Source organism: Isoptericola sp. AK164 (genome assembly GCF_029643425.1).
GTDB classification, from domain to species: domain Bacteria; phylum Actinomycetota; class Actinomycetes; order Actinomycetales; family Cellulomonadaceae; genus Isoptericola; species Isoptericola haloaureus.
Genome location: NZ_CP119106.1, coordinates 409,762 through 426,833, shown reverse-complemented (window position 1 = coordinate 426,833; position 17,072 = coordinate 409,762). Strand labels below are relative to the sequence as shown.

The following is a 17,072-nucleotide window of genomic DNA, read 5'->3' as shown; positions in this document are numbered from 1 at the left end:
CCCTCCGTTGTGGGCATGAAAAATGCAGGTCCCCGATTCGGGGACCTGCATTTTTCATGCCCACAACAGGGGCCGACGGGGTCCTCAGCCGAAGAGACGCGGGAGCGTGCCCTCGTGGGCCTCGCGGGCCTCGTCCAGCGCGATCTCGAAGGAGTCCTCGCCGAACGCGACGGCGACACCGTCACCCCCGGTGCGGCCGAGACGGAGCACCGGCACGCCGGCCTCCTCGGCCAGGGTGAGCACCTCGGCCTCGCGCTCCGGGGCGACCGCGACGAGCGCCCGGGCGGTGGACTCGCTGAACAGCGCCTCGAAGGGCGTCACGCCGTCCCGCGCACCGAGCTCGTCGAGCGACACCGAGACGCCGACGCCGTAGCGCAGCGACGCCTCGAGCAGGGACTGGACCAGACCGCCCTCGGACAGGTCGTGGGCGGCGGCCGCGGCGCCGGTACGCCGGGCGGCCACCAGGACCTCGGCGAGGGAGCGCTCGGCGGCCAGGTCCACCCGCGGCGGCAGGCCGCCGAGGTGGTGGTGCTCCACCTCGGCCCACGCGGAGCCGTCCAGCTCGTCCGCGGTGGCGCCGAGCAGCAGCACCGACTGGCCGGCCTCCCGCCAGCCCGACGGCAGCGCCGAGCGCACGTCGTCCAGGACACCGAGCACGCCGACGACGGGGGTCGGGTGGATCGCGGAGTCGATCTGGCCGGGCTCACCGGTGCCGTTGTACAGCGACACGTTGCCGCCGGTCACGGGCACGCCGAGCTCCTGGCAGGCGTCGGCCAGCCCCTCGATCGCCTCGACGAGCTGCCACATGGAGTCCGGGTGCTCCGGGGAGCCGAAGTTCAGGCAGTCGGTGACCGCGAGCGGCGTCGCGCCCGTGGTCGCGACGTTGCGGTACGCCTCGGCCAGGGCGAGCTGCGCACCGGTGCGCGGGTCGAGCTTGCCGTACCGACCGTTGGCGTCCGTGGCCAGGGCGACGCCCAGGCCGGTGCCCTCGTCCACGCGGACGACACCGCCGTCGTCGGGCTGGGCGAGCGCGGTGTTGCCCTGCACGAACCGGTCGTACTGGTCGGTCACCCACGCCGGCGAGGCGAGGTTCGGCGAGGCCAGGAGCCGCAGCGCCGAGGCGCGCAGCTCGCTCCCCGTGGACGGCCGCTCCAGGCCGAGACCGGCGACGGAGGCCGCCTGCAGGTCGTCCTGCCAGGCCGGCCGGGCGTAGGGGCGCTCGTAGACCGGGCCCTCGTGCGCGACGGTGGTCGGGTCGACGTCGACGATGCGCTGGCCGTGGTGGTCGATGGTGAGCCGGCCGGAGTCGTTGACCTCGCCGATGACGGAGGTCTCCACGTCCCAGCGGTCGGTGATCGCGAGGAACTCCTCGAGCTTCTCCGGCCGCACGACGGCCATCATCCGCTCCTGCGACTCCGACATGAGGATCTCGCCGGCGTTCAGCGTGGGGTCGCGCAGCAGCACGTCGTCCAGGTCGACGTGCATGCCGCCGTCACCGTTGGACGCGAGCTCGGAGGTGGCGCAGGAGATGCCCGCGGCACCGAGGTCCTGGATGCCCTCGACGACGTGCGCCGCGTACAGGTCCAGGCAGCACTCGATGAGCACCTTCTCCATGAAGGGGTCGCCGACCTGGACGCTGGGTCGCTTGGCCGGGACACCGTCCTCGAACGTCTCCGAGGCCAGGATGGAGGCGCCGCCGATGCCGTCGCCGCCGGTGCGCGCACCGAAGAGGATCACCTTGTTGCCGGCGCCGGAGGCGTTGGCCAGGTGGATGTCCTCGTGCCGCAGCACCCCGAGGCACAGGGCGTTGACCAGCGGGTTGCCCTGGTAGGAGGAGTCGAAGACGAGCTCGCCGCCGATGTTCGGCAGGCCGAGGGAGTTGCCGTAGCCGCCGACGCCGGAGACGACGCCGTGCACGACGCGCGCCGTGTCGGGGTGGTCGACCGCGCCGAACCGGAGCTGGTCCATCACCGCGACCGGGCGGGCGCCCATGGAGATGATGTCGCGGACGATGCCGCCCACGCCCGTGGCCGCGCCCTGGTAGGGCTCGACGAACGAGGGGTGGTTGTGCGACTCGACCTTGAAGGTCACGGCCCAGCCGTCGCCGATGTCGACGACGCCCGCGTTCTCGCCGATGCCGACGAGCAGGTGCTGCTTCATCTCCTCGGTGACGCGGTCGCCGAACTTCTTCAGGTGCACCTTGGACGACTTGTAGGAGCAGTGCTCGGACCACATCACCGAGTACATGGCCAGCTCCGCGGCCGTCGGGCGGCGCCCGAGGATGTCGCGGATGCGCTGGTACTCGTCGGGCTTGAGGCCGAGCTCGCCGAACGGCAAGGACTCGTCGGGGGTGGCGGCAGCGTTGTCGACGGTGTCGAGCGTCGGACGGGGGGCGGCAGCCTGGGCAGCGGCGGTCATCAACTTCCCTCGGGTCGCACGGGATGCTCGGGCCGAGCGTCCGCCAGTCTACCGGCGCGCCGGCGACCCTCCGGCCCCGTCCTCGTCGAGCGAGCGGGCCTCGCCGGTCGCCACGGCGGCGGCACTGCCGTCCGGCTCGTCGACCTGCGCCGCGAGCCCGAGGAGGAAGTCGCGGACCGCGCCGCGACAGTGCTCCGGCACGCGCCGGGCGACCTCGAACATCTCGTGGTGCACCCGCGTGAGCCGGTCGCGGACCTCGCGGTGCGCCTCGTCGGTGGCCTCGACGACCACGGACCGGCGGTCGTGCGGGTGCGGCCGCCGGAGCAGGCGCCCGGTCGCCTCGAGCCGGTCGAGCAGCTTGGTCGTCGACGCCGTGGAGATCTCGAGGTACTCGGTCAGGTCGCGGGGGGTGACCGGCTCGCCCCGCAGCCGGGCCGCGATGACGTACCGCAGGGCGCGCAGGTCGGTGACGTTCATGTCCATCTCGCGGCTGGCCCGCTGGCGCATCACCTCGTCGGAGCGGCGGAAGACCCGGACAGCCTCCAGGAGCTCGCGCGCCGCGTCGTCGCCGCCGCCGTACCAGTACGCGGAGGAGGGGGGCTCGGGTGGGCGGGTCACGCGTTCCACTCTACCTAGTTCGGAAAGAAAGATTCTTGCTAGGCTAGTTTTATGCCAGGCCATGAGATGACCGAGCACAGGGCGGACGTCGCCGAGGACGCCGACGACGCCACCACCTCCCCACCGCCTGCCCCGGTGGACTCCGCCTACGACGACGTCGCCTACCGCAGCGCGGGCGTCGTCATCGAGCGCTACTCCACCTCCTTCGGCTGGGCCTGCCGGCTCCTGGGTCCGGACGTGCGCGAGCACGTGCGCGCCGTGTACGCCCTGGTGCGGGTCGCGGACGAGATCGTCGACGACATGGCCGCCCCGCTGACCGTCGACGAGCGGGCCGCCCTGCTCGACGACCTGGAGCGCGAGGTCGACGCCGCCGTGCGTCGCGGGCGCAGCACGAACCTGGTGGTGCACGCCTTCGCGGTCACCGCGCGGCGCTACGGGATCGGCGCGGAGCTGACCGCCCCGTTCTTCGCCTCGATGCGCACCGACCTCACCGTGACCGAGCACGACCCGGACAGCTTCGCGCGGTACGTGCACGGCTCGGCGGAGGTGGTCGGGCTGATGTGCCTGCGCGTCTTCACCGGGGGCGACGACGCCGCCTACGCGCGCCTGGCCCCCGGCGCCGCCCGGCTCGGCGCCGCCTTCCAGAAGGTGAACTTCCTGCGCGACCTCGCCGACGACCTCGACGACCGCGGTCGGGCGTACTTCCCCGGCTACGACGACGACTTCGACGACGCGGTCCGCGACCGGCTGCTCGACGACATCGACGCCGACCTGGCCACGGCGTCGGCGGCGATCGCCGAGCTGCCGCGGTCCAGCCGGGTCGCCGTGCGCGTGGCCCACGACCTCTTCGCCGAGCTCTCCAGCCGCCTGCGGGCGACCCCCGCGGAGGAGCTGCGCACCCGTCGCGTCCGGGTCCCCGACGCCGTCAAGGGTCGCCTGGTGCTCGCCGCCATGGTCCGCGAGCGCCGGAAGGCGGCCGCCGCGTGAGGGTCGTCGTCGTCGGGGGCGGGATCGCCGGGCTCGCCACCGCCGGGCTGCTCGCCCGCGACGGGCACGAGGTCGAGCTGCTCGAGCAGCACGACACGCTCGGCGGCCGGGCCGGGTCGTGGGCCCGCGACGGGTTCCGGTTCGACACCGGGCCGTCCTGGTACCTGATGCCCGAGGTGTTCGACCACTGGTTCGAGCTCATGGGGTCCTCCACCGACGCCGAGCTCGACCTGCGCTCGCTGGAGCCCGCCTACCGGGTGTTCTTCGAGGGGCACGACGACCCCCTGGACGTGCGGCGCGACCGCGCGGCCAACGTGGCCGCGTTCGAGGCCGTCGAGCCGGGTGCCGGCGCGCGGCTGGACCGGTACCTGGACGAGGCCCACGAGGCCTACGACATGGCGCTGGACCACTTCCTGTACACGACGTTCGAGTCCTGGCGCTCGCTGGGCGACCGCCGGGTCCTGGCCCGGGCGCACCGGCTGCTGCCGCTGCTGACCCGGTCGCTGGAGTCGCACGTGGGTCGCCGCTTCGACGACGTGCGCCTGCGGCAGGTCCTCGGCTACCCGGCGGTGTTCCTGGGCTCGGCCCCGGAGCGCACCCCGGCGCTGTACCACCTGATGAGCGCCCTGGACCTGGACGGCGGCGTCCGCTACCCGGCCGGCGGGTTCACCCGGCTGATCGAGGCGATCGCCGACCTGTCCCGCCGCGCCGGCGTGACCGTGCGCACCGGGGCCCGCGCGACGGCGATCACCACCGGCATCGGCGATCGGCCCGACGCGGGCGACGAGCAGCCGCCCGTGCCCGGCCCGCGCCGCCCCCGCGCCCACGTCACGGGGGTGCGCTGGCGCGACGGCGCCGGGCTGGAGCACCACAGCACCGCGGACGTCGTCGTGACGGCCGCGGACCTGCACCACGTCGAGCACGAGCTCCTGCCCGCCCGGCTGCGCTCCCAGCCCGCCCGCCGGTGGGAGAAGGGCGACCCGGGACCGGGCGGCGTGCTGGTCATGCTCGGCGTGCGCGGCCGGCTCCCCGAGCTGGAGCACCACTCGCTGTTCTTCACGGCGGACTGGCACGAGAACTTCGGCGCGATCGCGCAGGGTCGGGTGCCCGACCCGGCCTCGCTGTACGTGTGCACGCCCTCGCGCACCGACGACACGGTCTCCCCGGCCGGCGACGAGAACCTGTTCCTCCTCGTGCCCGTGCCCGCCGACCCGGCGATCGGACGCGGCGGGGAGGACGGCGCCGGCGATCCGCAGGTCGAGGCGATCGCCGACGCCGCGATCGACCGGATCGCCGACTGGGCCGGGATCCCGGACCTGCGGGACCGCATCGCGGTACGCCGCACCGTCGGTCCCGGCGACTTCGTGGCGGACCTCGCCTCCTGGTCGGGCAGCATGCTCGGCCCGGCGCACACGCTGTCCCAGAGCGCCATGCTGCGACCGGGCAACCAGTCGCGCCGGGTGACGGGCCTGCTGCACGCCGGGGGGACGACGATCCCCGGCATCGGTCTGCCGATGTGCCTGATCAGCGCCGAGCTGGTGGTCAAGCGCCTCCGTGGCGACACCTCGGCCCGACCGCTGCCGGCGCCGCTGGAGGCGCTCCCGTCGTCGGCCTGACGGTCGCGCCCGACGGCGCAGGCGGGGTCAGCGCGCCGGCGCGGCCGGGCTCTGCGCGAGCGGCGGGTCGAGGGCGGCCAGCGCGGCGGCGACGCCACCCATGACGAGCCCCACCCGGGTGTGCGGGGCGCGCACGCCGCGGGCGCGCATCGCCTCGGCCCGGCGGTAGAGCCACCGCTCCCCCGCCACGGTCAGCACGGCGGTGAGCACCAGCCCGGTACCCAGGACGGCCACCGCGACCGACGGCGGGACCGCCGTGGCGTCGTCCGCCGGCACGTCCGTCGCCTCGTCGGGCACGCCGGCCGGTGCGTCGACGTCGTGCCGGGACGCCGGGTCGTCCCGCTGTGCCGCCCGCAGGCCCGAGCGCGCCTGCCGGCCCTCGCGCGTCGCGGCCACCCCGAGCGTGATCCCCGTCAGCAGCACGGCGGTCTTGACGAGGGCCCGCCGGCCGCGGCCGGACACGAGGTCGGGCACCGCGTACCAGGCGCACGTCGCCAGTCCGCTGACGGCGACGGCCCCGAGGTCGGGTCGGGTGCGGCGGCGGTCGGTCGGCATCGGTCCTCCGGGAGCGGCGGTGCGGTCGTGCTGGGACAACGTCGGCCGACGCCGTGGCGTTCCCGTCCGACCACCGCGCACGGGCCCTTGAACAAGCTGTGGCACAGGTGACCCACCGGCGTGAACCGGGTCACAGGTTGTTCACATCGTGGACGCCTTTTCCGTCGGCGCACACCATGTTTTGATGCGCTCGTGGAACACCTTCGACCTTTTGCCCCAGGAGCCTTCGAGTACGGCTTGGCGGCGTGGTCGTGGCTTGACCTGCCCGGCAAGAACCCGCGGTTCGCCACCGTGTTCGGCGACGTGCTGCTGGAGTCGCTCGAGGGCTGGTGGTTCCTCGACACGGTCGAGGGCACCCTCGAGCTGCGCTGGCCGACGGCGGTCGAGCTCTCCGCCGAGCTCGACTCCCCGGAGGGCCGCCAGGACCTCCTGCTGGAGGACCTCGTGGTGGAGGCGGCGCAGCGCGGCGTCGTGCCCGAGGCCGACGAGGTCCTGACGTTCATGCCGCACCCCGCCCTCGGCGGGCGGCTGAGCGGCGAGTGCGCCGTGCCCGTGCGCCTCGAGCTGGCCCTGCGCATGTGCGGCGAGGTGCACCGACAGGTCCGTCGTCGGGCCGCCCCGGAACCGTCGCCGCTGCTGCTCGGCCACAGCCTCGGCGCCCACGCCGACTGGGGGACGACCTTGAGCCGTCCCTGAGGTTCACCGCAGTCGGTATCGACTTGTGACCCGATCCCTCCCCTCTAGCGGATGCGTCATCCGCCCTGATGACGTGTGCTGGAAGCAACACGGATGAGGCGGACCGTGGAGAAGGGTCGGAAACTGATGAAGAAGGTGCTCCTCACGGGTGGAGCCGTCGCCCTGGGCGACGGGCTGCTGCTCGGCACGACGATCGCGCTCGGCTGGACCGTGGTGGCGATCCTCCTCGTAGGTGTCGGCGTCGCCGGCGCCACGATGGTCGCGGTGGCGACCCCGGCGCCGCGGGCTCCTGCCCGCGCGGCGACCGTCACCCTCGGCCTCCCGCTGCGTGACGCCGCCGCGGAGAGTGCCGACGAACCCGTACCGACGATCGAGCAGGGCGACGGGACGGCCGAGCCGCACGTCGGCGACGCGGCCCCGGTCGCGGCCTGAGCCTGCACGACGGCGCCCCCGGTCACCTGGTGACCGGGGGCGCCGTCGCGTGCGGGGGACCTCAGCGCGAGGACTTGCGCAGGGCCTTCTCGCTGACGGGGGCCTCGCCGCTCGCCCGCAGGGCGGCGTAGTAGGCACGGGCCTCCGCCTGGCGCTCCGCCTCGGCGCCCGAGGAGATCGCGGCCCGCAGGTGCTCCTGGCCGTAGCCGAACCCGTCGACCAGGTCGACCGCGTGCGGGCGCAGCCGCCGCAGCAGGCGGTCGACGTACCCGGTCACGGTGCGCGCCCGCTGGTCCGACAGCCGCCCGTTGAGCAGGTACCAGGTCAGGTGGCGCTCGATGACGGTCAGGCCGAAGACGTCACGCACCCAGGTCATGATCCGGCGGGTGCCCGGGTCCTCGAACGTCGGCAGCGCGGCGGTGAAGGCCTCCCAGCGCAGCAGGTCGGCGTGCGCCTTCGCCGCCTCGACGAGCGCCGTCTGGTTCTCGTCGACGATCCGGGCGGCCTCGGCCGGCTCCGCCTTCTGGGCGGGCCGCAGCGCCATGGCCACGTCCTCGACCATCGTGGCCACGCGGTCCGCGAGCAGCTCGCGCTGCGTCTCGGGGTCGCGCAGGTGCCCGGCGGCCCGGCGGGGGTCGCCGACGTCGGCGATGGCCTGGGAGACACGTCGCAGCCCGGTGCGGTCCAGGGCCGCGCTGGTGGCCCGCTCGACGACGAACCGCGCCATGCCGGCGGGGGTCTTCGTCGCACCCTTGACCTCACGGCCGTAGTCGGCCACCAGCCGACGGGCGACGAGCTGCTGCAGGACGGTGTTGTCGCCCTCGAAGGTCGCGTAGACGTCGAGGTCCGCGTGCAGCGACGTGATGCGGTTCTCGGTGAGGAACCCGGCGCCGCCGCAGGCCTCGCGGCACTCCTGGAGCGTGTCGAGCGCGAACCGCGTGGAGGTGGACTTCAGGGCGGCGGCCGTCGTCTCGAGGTCCTCGCGCCGCTCCGGGGTGTCGTGCTCGCCGGAGAAGACGTCGTCGAACAGGTCCAGCAGCCGCTCGTTGGCGAAGTGGCCCGCGTACGCCTCGGCGATCGCCGGGAAGAGCCGACGCCGGTGCGTGGCGTAGTCCAGCAGCACGGTCTCCTCGGTGCCCCCGCCGGCGAACTGGCGACGCTCGGCGGCGTACTTCACGCCGATGGCCAGGCCGATCTTGGCGGCGTTGACCGCGGAGCCGTCCAGCGAGACGCGCCCCTGGACGAGCGAGCCGAGCATGGTGAAGAAGCGGCGGCCCGGGCTCTCGATCGGCGAGCTGTAGGTGCCGTCGGCGTCGACCGTGCCGTAGCGGGCGAGCAGGTCCGTCCGCGGCACCCGGACACCGGTGAAGTGCAGGCGGCCGTTGTCGATGCCGCGCAGCCCGCCCTTGAGGCCGTCGTCCTCGCCGCCGACACCGGGCAGGAACTCCATCGTCTCCGCGTCCCGGATCGGGACGTAGAAGCAGTGCACGCCGTGGTTGACGCCGTTCGTGACGAGCTGGGCGAACACCGTCGCCGCCGTGGCGTGCAGGGCAGCGTTGCCGAGGTAGTCCTTCCACGCCCCGCGGAACGGGGTGTCCAGGACGAACTCCTCGGTCTCCGGGTCGTACGTGGCCGTCGTGCCGATGGCCGCGACGTCCGAGCCGTGGCCGGTCTCGGTCATCGCGAAGGCCCCGGGCACCGACAGGTCCATCGCGGCCGGCAGCAGCCGGTCCTGCTGCTCGGGGGTGCCCAGGTGCAGGATGGCGGCGGAGAACAGGCCCCACTGCACGCCCGACTTGATCTGCAGGGACGGGTCGGCGGCCACGAGCTCGGAGAAGCAGGCCAGGTTCGCGCCGGGCTCGTCGAGGCCGCCCATCCGCTCGGGGAACGCGAGCCAGGACAGCTTCGTGCCGTCGCCCACCATCAGGCGCATCTGCTCCAGCACGCGCTCGCGGTGCTCGGCCGGGGTGAGGGACTCGTCCTTGTGGAACCGGGGGTCGCCGGCGCGCTCGCGGGCCGCACGGCGGTACTCGGGCCAGCGTCCCAGGAGCAGCTCGGACACCGACTCGACGTCGAGGCGCACGTCCTCGTCGCGAGGCGCCGAGGCGGCGCTGTCGCGGTCGGTGGTGGTGGCCGGGTGCGGTGTGGACGTCGTCGTCATGGTCACTCCTGCTTCTCGGTGGGGCGGGACGGCGCGGACCCGTCCGGTGCGTCGTGGTGGAGCACACCGACGGGCCCGTTCCAGAGCCAGGTGGTCACCTGGTCGGTGAGGTCGTCGCGGGTCAGGCCCTCGGCGCGGGTGTGGCCGAGCCACCACTCCCCCGCGCCGCGGACGAAGCCGACGGCACCGGCGGCCCAGGCGGCCGCCGTGGTCGGCGGGACGTGGACGGCGCGGGCGAACGGCTCGGCGACCAGGGTGATGACCGAGTCCAGGTAGGCGCCGAGCGCCTCGACGCGGCTGGTGCCGTCGTCCGGCTCGTTGCCGCCGAGCGCCGTGCGGGTGACGAACCAGTAGACCGGGGGCGAGCTCTCGATGGTCTGCAGGTACGTGCGGACCATGGCGCGCAGGGCGGAGTGCGGCGTCGGCGCCTCCTCGGCGGCCTCGGCCAGCCGGCGGTGCATGCCGCGGACCACGGACTCGGCCACGGCCAGACGCAGTCCGGCCTTGTCGTCGAAGTAGCGGTAGTAGATCGACTTCGACGTCCCGGCCATGGCGGCGATCTCGTCCATGGACGCCCCCGGACCGATCTCGTGGATCGCCCGCCGGGCGTCGCGCACGAGCGAGGCACGACGCTGGGCACGGTGGTCGTCCCACCGGGTCGAGCGTCCGTCGGGCCGCGTGCGGGCGGCCTGGTTCGTCCCGTGTGCTGCGACCGTCATCGGTCACCCCCTGTGACTCGTCTCACGAGACTGAGAGTATCAGGTACTGTGAGTACTACCTGTACCCGATGAGTGTGAGGAAGCACCCGTGGCCACTCGCCAGACCTCCCGTGCCCAGACCGCCGGCGCGGCACAGGGCCCGCGCGACGCCGTCGTCGTCGGCGGCAACCGCATCCCCTTCGCCCGCGCCGGGAAGAAGTACGCCGACGCCTCCAACCAGGAGATGTTCACTGCCGCCCTCGAGGGACTCGTCGCCCGGTACGGGCTGCAGGGCGAGCGCCTCGGCGAGGTCGTCGGCGGTGCCGTGCTGAAGCACTCGCGCGACTTCAACCTCGTGCGCGAGTCCGTGCTGGGCTCGTCGCTGTCGCCGCAGACCCCCGCGTTCGACCTCCAGCAGGCCTGCGCCACCGGCCTCGAGGCCACCATCACCATCGCCAACAAGATCCGCCTCGGCCAGATCGAGTCCGGCGTCTCCGGCGGCACCGACACCGTCTCCGACGCGCCCATCGCCGTCAGCGAGGGCATGCGCCGCGCGCTGCTGGACGCCGGTCACGCCAAGACCTGGCAGGACCGCGCCAAGGCGCTCGCCCGGATCCGCCCCGCGGACCTCAAGCCGCTCAGCCCCGCTACCGACGAGCCGCGCACCGGCCTGTCGATGGGCGAGCACCAGGCCGTCACCACCGCCCGGTGGGGCATCACCCGCGAGGCCCAGGACGAGATCGCCCTCGCCAGCCACCAGCACCTCGCCGAGGCCTGGGAGTCGGGCTTCTTCGACGACCTCGTCACCCCGTTCCGGGGCCTGACGCGGGACGACAACATGCGCCCCGACACCTCGGCCGAGAAGCTCGCCGGCCTCAAGCCGGTCTTCGGCCGGTCGCTCGAGACGCCGGCGACCATGACCGCCGGCAACTCCACGCCGCTGACCGACGGTGCCTCCACGGTGCTGCTCGGGTCGCGCGAGTGGGCCGAGGCCCACGACCTGCCCGTGCTGGCCCGCTTCGTCGACGCCGAGACGGCCGCCGTGGACTTCGTGCACGGCCGCGAGGGCCTGCTCATGGCCCCGGTGCACGCCGTGCCGCGGCTGCTGGCCCGCAACGGCCTGAGCCTGGAGGACTTCGACTTCTTCGAGATCCACGAGGCGTTCGCCTCCACCGTCCTCACGACGCTGGCCGCCTGGGAGGACGCCGACTACGGCAAGAACGAGCTCGGCCTGCCCGGCGCGTTCGGCTCCCTGGACCGCAGCAGGATCAACGTGCACGGCTCCTCGCTCGCCGCCGGGCACCCCTTCGCCGCGACCGGCGGGCGAATCGTCGCCACCGCCGCGAAACTGGTGGCGACGAAGGCCGCCGAGACCGGCAAGCCGGCCCGCGCGCTGGTCTCCGTGTGCGCCGCCGGCGGCCTCGGTGCCACCGCCGTCCTCGAGTCCGTCTGAGCCCGGAAGGAGCACCCATGACCGACCGCTACACGAAGGCCGTCAACTCCGGGTTCACGAAGACCCTCGCGACCAGGCTCGGCCTGCCCCGCCCCGCGATCCTGCGCCGCTACCGCGCCGGCGACCCGCTGACCGTGGGCCCCGTCCTGGTGGTGTCCGACGGCGCCTCCAAGGCCGACGCCGACGCCGTCGCCCAGACGCTGCTCGGCTGGGACCTCGACGTGCGCCGCGACCCGACCGACGACGTCCGCTGGGGCGCCGTCGTCCTCGTGCTGACCGAGACCGCCCGGCCCGCCGACGCCTCCGAGGCGGTGCTGGCCGTCGGGTCCGTGCTGCGACGGCTGGCGGGCAACGGCCGCGTCGTCACCGTCTCGCGCGCTCCCGCCGACGGCGACACCCCGGAGCTCGCTGCGGCCCGGAACGCCGTCGACGGGTTCCTGCGCTCGCTCGCCAAGGAGCTGCGCGGCGGGGCCACCGGCAACGGGATCGTCCTGACCGGTGGCGCGGCCCTCGACCAGACCTCCGTGCGGGCCACGCTGCGGTTCTTCCTGTCCGCGAAGAGCGCCTATGTCGACGGCCAGCTCCTGCAGGTCGGCCCGGCCGACGCGGCGCTCCCGGAGGAGTGGGACCGTCCGCTGGACGGGAAGGTCGCCGTCGTCACCGGCGCGGCCCGTGGCATCGGCGCGGCCATCGCCCGCACGCTGGCCCGCGACGGCGCCACCGTGGTGTGCGTCGACGTCCCCGCCGCCGGGGAAGGACTGGCCCGCACCGCCAACGCGGTCGGCGGGACGGCCCTGCAGCTCGACGTCACGGCCGAGGACGCCGGGCAGCGGATCCTGCAGCACGCCCGCGAGCGCCACGGGGGCCTCGACGTCGTCGTGCACAACGCGGGCATCCTGCGGGACAAGCTGCTCGCCAACATGAAGCCCGCCCAGTGGGACGCCGTGATCGCGGTGAACCTCGCCGCCCAGCTGCGGATCAACGAGGCGCTCCTCGACGCCGGCCTGGACGGGCTGCACGTGGTCTCGCTGGCCTCGACCTCCGGCATCGCCGGGAACAAGGGGCAGACCAACTACGCCTTCTCCAAGGCAGGCGTCATCGGGCACACGCGGGCCACGTCCCCGCTCCTCGGCGCCCGCGGCGGGACGGCCAACGCCGTCGCCCCCGGGTTCATCGAGACGGACATGACGGCGTCGATCCCGTTCGCCACCCGGTCGGTGGCGCGGCTGCTGCCGACCCTCTCCCAGGGTGGCGAGCCGGTCGACGTCGCCGAGGCCATCGCGTTCCTCGCCTCGCCGGCCGCGGCCGGCGTCAACGGCCAGGTGCTGCGCGTCTGCGGGCAGCACATGGTGGGACAGTGACGGCGGCGCCGCCGCGCACGGCCGACGGCCGCGAGCTGCGCGTGGAGACCCAGCCCGGACTGCCCGGGCTGGGCGGCCTCTACGCCCGCGGCGCGGCGGCGTCGGGCCGGATCGCCGCGGGCCGCGCCCTGCCGTCCCTGCCGGTCATCGGCGAGGGCCGTTCGCCGGACGGGCAGCCGGGGACCGCCGGGTCCGACCTGTCGCTGCCCGACGTCGCCTACCGGGTCTCCGGGGTCGGCACCGACGGCTTGGAACGGCACCTGCACGACTACCAGCGGCTGCTGCACGAGCCGGTCAGCAGCACGCTGCCCGCCGGGTACCTGCACGTGCTCGCCTTCCCGCTGGGCACCGCGGTCATGGTGCGCGGCGACTTCCCGCTGCCGCTGCTCGGCATGGTCCACGTGGCCAACCGGGTCGACGTGCGGGGGCCGGTCGTCCTGGGCGACGTCCTCGACGTGCGGGCCTGGGCGGAGAACCTCCGTCCGCACCGGCGCGGGGTGCAGCTCGACCTGGTGGCCGAGGTGCGCCACGACGGCGCGGACGCCGCCGCGCCGCCGGTGTGGCGCGGGGTGTCGACCTACCTCGCCAAGGGGTTCGAGCTGCCTGCGAAGGGCCAGTCCGGGTCGTCCGGATCCGGGTCGTCCGGATCCGGGTCGTCCGGATCCGGGTCGTCCGGATCCGGGTCCACCGACGAGTGGACCCCGCCGCTGCCCACCGGCCGGTGGGCGCTGGGGCCGGAGACGGGCCGTGCCTACGCGGCCCTGTCCGGGGACCGCAACCCCATCCACATGTCGGCGCTCTCGGCCAAGGCCTTCGGCTTCCCGCGGGCCATCGCGCACGGCATGTACACCGCGGCGCGGGCGCTGGCCGACGTCGGCCCCGGACGCGGGGACGCCTACCGGTGGACGGTCGAGTTCGGCAAGCCCGTGCTGCTGCCCGGCACGGTGGACGTGGCGATCACGCCCGGCGCGGAGGACGGGTCCGGGTACTCGTACGTGGGCTGGAACGCCCGCAAGGGGCTGCGGCACCTCTCCGGCGAGGTCGTCCCGCTCTGAGCGCCCCGGTTCGCCGTCGGTTCGGTCCGGCGGAACGGGTTCGGTCAGCATGTCGACCGAACCCGTTCCGCCGGACCGAACTGGTACCGGGCCCGGGCGTAGGGTCGCACCATGGACGCCCTGCACGAGCAGACCGCCCTGGAGCTCCGTGACCGGCTGCGCGCCGGTGACCTCACCCCGGGCGAGGTGACCGACCACTTCCTGGACCGCATCGCGGCACGCAACGACGAGCTCGGTGCGTTCGCCCACGTCACCCCGGACGCCGCCCGCGAGCGTGCGACAGCCCTCGCAGCAGACCCGGCGTCGCCGCCGGGCACCCTGTGGGGCCTGCCCACGGGCGACAAGGACCTGTGGAACCGGGCGGGAGTCCCGAGCGGGTTCGGGTCGCGCGCGATGGCCGGTTTCGTCCCCGAGGAGTCCGACGACGTCGTGCGCGACCTCGACGCCGCCGGGATCGTCAGCCTGGGCAAGACCGCCACCCCGGAGCTCGGCTTCCCGGCGTACACCGAACCGGTGGCCGGTCCCGTGGCGCGCAACCCGTGGGACCTGACCCGCGGCGCCGGCGGCTCCAGCGGCGGGGCGGCCGTCGCCGTGGCCGCCGGTCTGCTGCCGTTCGCCCCCGGGTCCGACGGCGGGGGTTCCGTCCGGATCCCGGCCGCGGCGTGCGGCGTGGTCGGGCTGAAGCCCTCGCGCGGCCTGCTGCCGGCGGGGTCCGGCATCGAGGGACTCGGCGGTCTCGTGGTCAACGGGCCGATCGCCCGCACGACGGCGGACACGGCGCTGCTGCTGGAGGGGATGCTGCGCCGCTCGTCGAACGGGCACGTCGACCACCGGTTCACGCTGCGCACCCCGGCGGCGCACGCCGGGGCGTACCTGGCGGCCGCGCAGTCCGGCGAGGTGCCGGGACGGGACGAGGACGGCGGCCGGTTCCGCGTCGGGGTCACCACCTGGAACGCCTGGCAGTACTACTACGACGTCACCGTCTCGCCGGAGGCGCGCGCCGCGCTGGACGCCGGGGTCGACGCGCTGGCGGGTCTGGGTCACGGCGTCGAGGAGCACACCTGGGAGCCGGTGCCCGAGTTCGGCGACGCCTTCCGCAGCCTGTGGATGGGCGGCGCGTCGGCGGTGCCGATCGACGACGACGCCGTGCTGGACCAGCTCGAACCGCTGACGTCGTGGCTCATCCGCCGCGGACGGCAGGTGGGCGCCCGCGAGCTCGCCGAGGCGCTGGCGACGCTGACGCAGTTCGAGCGTCGGCTCATCGCGGGCCTGGGCGAGCTGGACGCCGTGATCACCCCGGCCCTGGCCATGACGCCGCGGCCGATCGGCTGGTTCGACCCCGAGGACGCGGACCGTAACTTCGTCCAGCAGTGCCAGTACACGCCGTTCACGTCGTGGTTGAACGTGGCGGGGCTACCGGCGATCACCGTGCCGACGTACTGGACCGAGGACGGGCTGCCCATGGGCGTGCAGATCATCGGCCGCCCGGGCGGGGAGCTGACGCTGCTCGCGCTGGCCGCTCAGCTCGAGGACGTGCTGCGCTGGCCGGAGAGGCACCCACCCGTCTGGTAGGACCGCCCGATCAGGCGTCCTCGGGCAGGCAGCCGAACGCCTCGTCGCCGCCGGGTCCGGCGGTGGCGAGCAGGCCGGCCAGCCCCGACCCCTCGGGCACGGGACGCGGGTCGTCGACGACGATCCACAGGCCGTCGACGACGTCGTAGCGGGCCTGCGGGCCGTCGGCCACGAGGGCGGCGACGGCGGCGACGAGCCGCTCCACCTCCTCGCCGGCGGTGCCGACGCCGACCGAGGAGCGCACCGCTCCCGCGCCGTAGCCGAGGCGGGACAGCAGCGGGTGGGCGCAGAACCGGCCGTCGCGCACGCCGATACCGTGCTCGGCCGAGAGGTAGGCGGCGACCTGGCCGGGCTCGTACCCGGCGACCGTGAAGGTCACGACGCCGACGGTGTCCGGGGCGTCGGTCCACAGCCGCACGACCTCGACCCCGGCGGTGTTCTCCAGCCCGTCGACGAGCCGGGCCCGCAGCGCGTCCTCGTGGGCGCGCAGCGCGTCGGCGTCGAGGGCGGCCAGCGACTCGCACGCGGCGGCGAGCGCCACCGCGCCCAGCACGTTGGGCGACCCGGCCTCGTGGCGGGCGGGCCCGTCGTGCCAGTCGGTCCGCTCCACCCGCACGCTGCGCACGGCCCCGCCGCCGGCGAGGTACGGGGTCCCGCTGTCGAGCCAGTCCCGGCGGCCGACCAGGGCGCCGGCGCCGAACGGGGCGTAGGTCTTGTGCCCGGAGAAGGCGAGGTAGTCGACACCGGTCTCGGCCAGGGAGAAGCGGCGGTGCGGCACGAGCTGGGCGCCGTCGAGCAGCACCCGCGCGCCGGCCGCGTGGGCGGTGGCGACGACGTCGGCCACGGGCAGCGTCTCCCCGGTGACGTTGGAGGCACCGGTGACCGCGAGCAGGGCGTATCCCCGGCCCGCGGCGAGACCGGCGGCGAGCTCGTCGCGGATCGCCGCCACGGTCTCGGCCACGGTGTCGCGGCCGGTCAGCACGGTGGCGTCGGCCTGGCGCTGCCAGGGCAGGAAGTTCGCGTGGTGCTCGACGTCGAGGACGAGCACCCGGCCGGGCGTGCCGTCGTCGGACGCGGGCACGCACCCGGCGAGCAGGTTGAGCGCGTCGGTCGTGTTGCGCACGAGCAGCGTGACGTCGTCGTCCCGCGCGCCGACGAACTCGCCGATCACGCGCCGGGACTGCTCGTACAGGGTGGTGGACACCTGGGAGAGGTATCCGGCACCGCGGTGCACGGAGGCGTAGAGCGGCAGCGTCTGCGTGATGCGGTCGGCGACGTCCTGCAGCGCCGGGGCGGACGCGGCGACGTCGAGGTTGGCGTAGGGCACCTGGCGGCCGTCCACCAGCGGTGCGGGGGTGTCGTGCCCGACGACGGGCAGCACCGGGGCCAGGTCGCCCACGGTGGGGGTCCCCGGACAGGCGGGGGTCTCGGCGATCGCGGTCATGGCGTC

The 17,072-nt window shown here is 74.5% G+C and carries 14 protein-coding genes; 8 read left to right on the top strand and 6 right to left on the bottom strand.

Annotated features, from left to right (window positions below):
- Positions 1 to 84 precede the first annotated feature (84 nt).
- Together purL and PO879_RS01920 are read right to left on the bottom strand one after the other, a co-directional pair.
- Positions 85 to 2,418 carry a phosphoribosylformylglycinamidine synthase subunit PurL gene (gene purL / locus PO879_RS01925; RefSeq protein WP_278236263.1) on the bottom strand — a complete coding sequence of 778 codons (2,334 nt, stop codon included), beginning with the start codon at positions 2,416 to 2,418 and terminating at the stop codon, positions 85 to 87.
- A 48-nt stretch (positions 2,419 to 2,466) separates the two neighbouring features.
- Positions 2,467 to 3,036 carry a MarR family transcriptional regulator gene (locus PO879_RS01920; protein WP_278236262.1) on the bottom strand — a complete coding sequence of 190 codons (570 nt, stop codon included), beginning with the start codon at positions 3,034 to 3,036 and terminating at the stop codon, positions 2,467 to 2,469.
- 66 nt (positions 3,037 to 3,102) lie between these two features.
- Here PO879_RS01920 and PO879_RS01915 point away from each other — a divergent pair, with 66 nt between their 5' ends.
- On the top strand, positions 3,103 to 4,023 hold the full coding sequence (locus tag PO879_RS01915) for a squalene/phytoene synthase family protein (protein WP_278236261.1): 921 nt from the start codon (positions 3,103 to 3,105) through the stop codon (positions 4,021 to 4,023).
- Positions 4,020 to 5,639, top strand: a complete 1,620-nt coding sequence (gene crtI, locus PO879_RS01910; RefSeq protein ID WP_278236260.1) for a phytoene desaturase family protein — start codon at positions 4,020 to 4,022, stop codon at positions 5,637 to 5,639. Before PO879_RS01915 ends, crtI begins: the two co-directional genes overlap by 4 nt.
- A gap of 27 nt (positions 5,640 to 5,666) precedes the next feature.
- On the opposite strand, the gene PO879_RS01905 is transcribed toward crtI, so the two are convergent.
- Positions 5,667 to 6,194 carry a hypothetical protein gene (locus tag PO879_RS01905; RefSeq protein ID WP_278236259.1) on the bottom strand — a complete coding sequence of 176 codons (528 nt, stop codon included), beginning with the start codon at positions 6,192 to 6,194 and terminating at the stop codon, positions 5,667 to 5,669.
- Between the two features lie 192 nt (positions 6,195 to 6,386).
- On the opposite strand from PO879_RS01905, the gene PO879_RS01900 reads away from it, so the two are divergent.
- Positions 6,387 to 6,890 (top strand): hypothetical protein, encoded by a 504-nt coding sequence (locus tag PO879_RS01900; RefSeq protein ID WP_278236258.1) that lies wholly within the window; start codon positions 6,387 to 6,389, stop codon positions 6,888 to 6,890.
- Between the two features lie 126 nt (positions 6,891 to 7,016).
- Positions 7,017 to 7,322 carry a hypothetical protein gene (locus PO879_RS01895; protein WP_278236257.1) on the top strand — a complete coding sequence of 102 codons (306 nt, stop codon included), beginning with the start codon at positions 7,017 to 7,019 and terminating at the stop codon, positions 7,320 to 7,322.
- Positions 7,323 to 7,383: 61 nt separating this feature from the next.
- Here the strand turns inward: PO879_RS01895 and PO879_RS01890 are convergent, their stop codons facing one another.
- Entirely contained in the window at positions 7,384 to 9,483 is a 2,100-nt protein-coding gene (locus tag PO879_RS01890; protein WP_278236256.1) for an acyl-CoA dehydrogenase, read from the bottom strand.
- A gap of 2 nt (positions 9,484 to 9,485) precedes the next feature.
- The gene (locus tag PO879_RS01885) at positions 9,486 to 10,202 is read right to left on the bottom strand and encodes a TetR/AcrR family transcriptional regulator (RefSeq protein WP_278236255.1); all 717 of its coding nucleotides are present in this window, start codon (positions 10,200 to 10,202) and stop codon (positions 9,486 to 9,488) included.
- 88 nt (positions 10,203 to 10,290) lie between these two features.
- On the opposite strand from PO879_RS01885, the gene PO879_RS01880 reads away from it, so the two are divergent.
- From PO879_RS01880 to PO879_RS01865, 4 genes are all read left to right on the top strand, one after another.
- On the top strand, positions 10,291 to 11,634 hold the full coding sequence (locus PO879_RS01880; RefSeq protein ID WP_278236254.1) for an acetyl-CoA C-acetyltransferase: 1,344 nt from the start codon (positions 10,291 to 10,293) through the stop codon (positions 11,632 to 11,634).
- A 17-nt stretch (positions 11,635 to 11,651) separates the two neighbouring features.
- Positions 11,652 to 12,995, top strand: coding sequence for a 3-oxoacyl-ACP reductase (locus tag PO879_RS01875; RefSeq protein ID WP_278236253.1), 1,344 nt, complete (start codon positions 11,652 to 11,654; stop codon positions 12,993 to 12,995).
- Positions 12,992 to 14,050 (top strand): MaoC/PaaZ C-terminal domain-containing protein, encoded by a 1,059-nt coding sequence (locus tag PO879_RS01870; RefSeq protein WP_278236252.1) that lies wholly within the window; start codon positions 12,992 to 12,994, stop codon positions 14,048 to 14,050. Before PO879_RS01875 ends, PO879_RS01870 begins: the two co-directional genes overlap by 4 nt.
- A gap of 111 nt (positions 14,051 to 14,161) precedes the next feature.
- The gene (locus PO879_RS01865) at positions 14,162 to 15,622 is read left to right on the top strand and encodes an amidase (RefSeq protein WP_278236251.1); all 1,461 of its coding nucleotides are present in this window, start codon (positions 14,162 to 14,164) and stop codon (positions 15,620 to 15,622) included.
- A gap of 10 nt (positions 15,623 to 15,632) precedes the next feature.
- On the opposite strand, the gene PO879_RS01860 is transcribed toward PO879_RS01865, so the two are convergent.
- Positions 15,633 to 17,066, bottom strand: a complete 1,434-nt coding sequence (locus PO879_RS01860; RefSeq protein WP_278236250.1) for an aminotransferase class V-fold PLP-dependent enzyme — start codon at positions 17,064 to 17,066, stop codon at positions 15,633 to 15,635.
- Between the last annotated feature and the right edge of the window lie 6 nt (positions 17,067 to 17,072).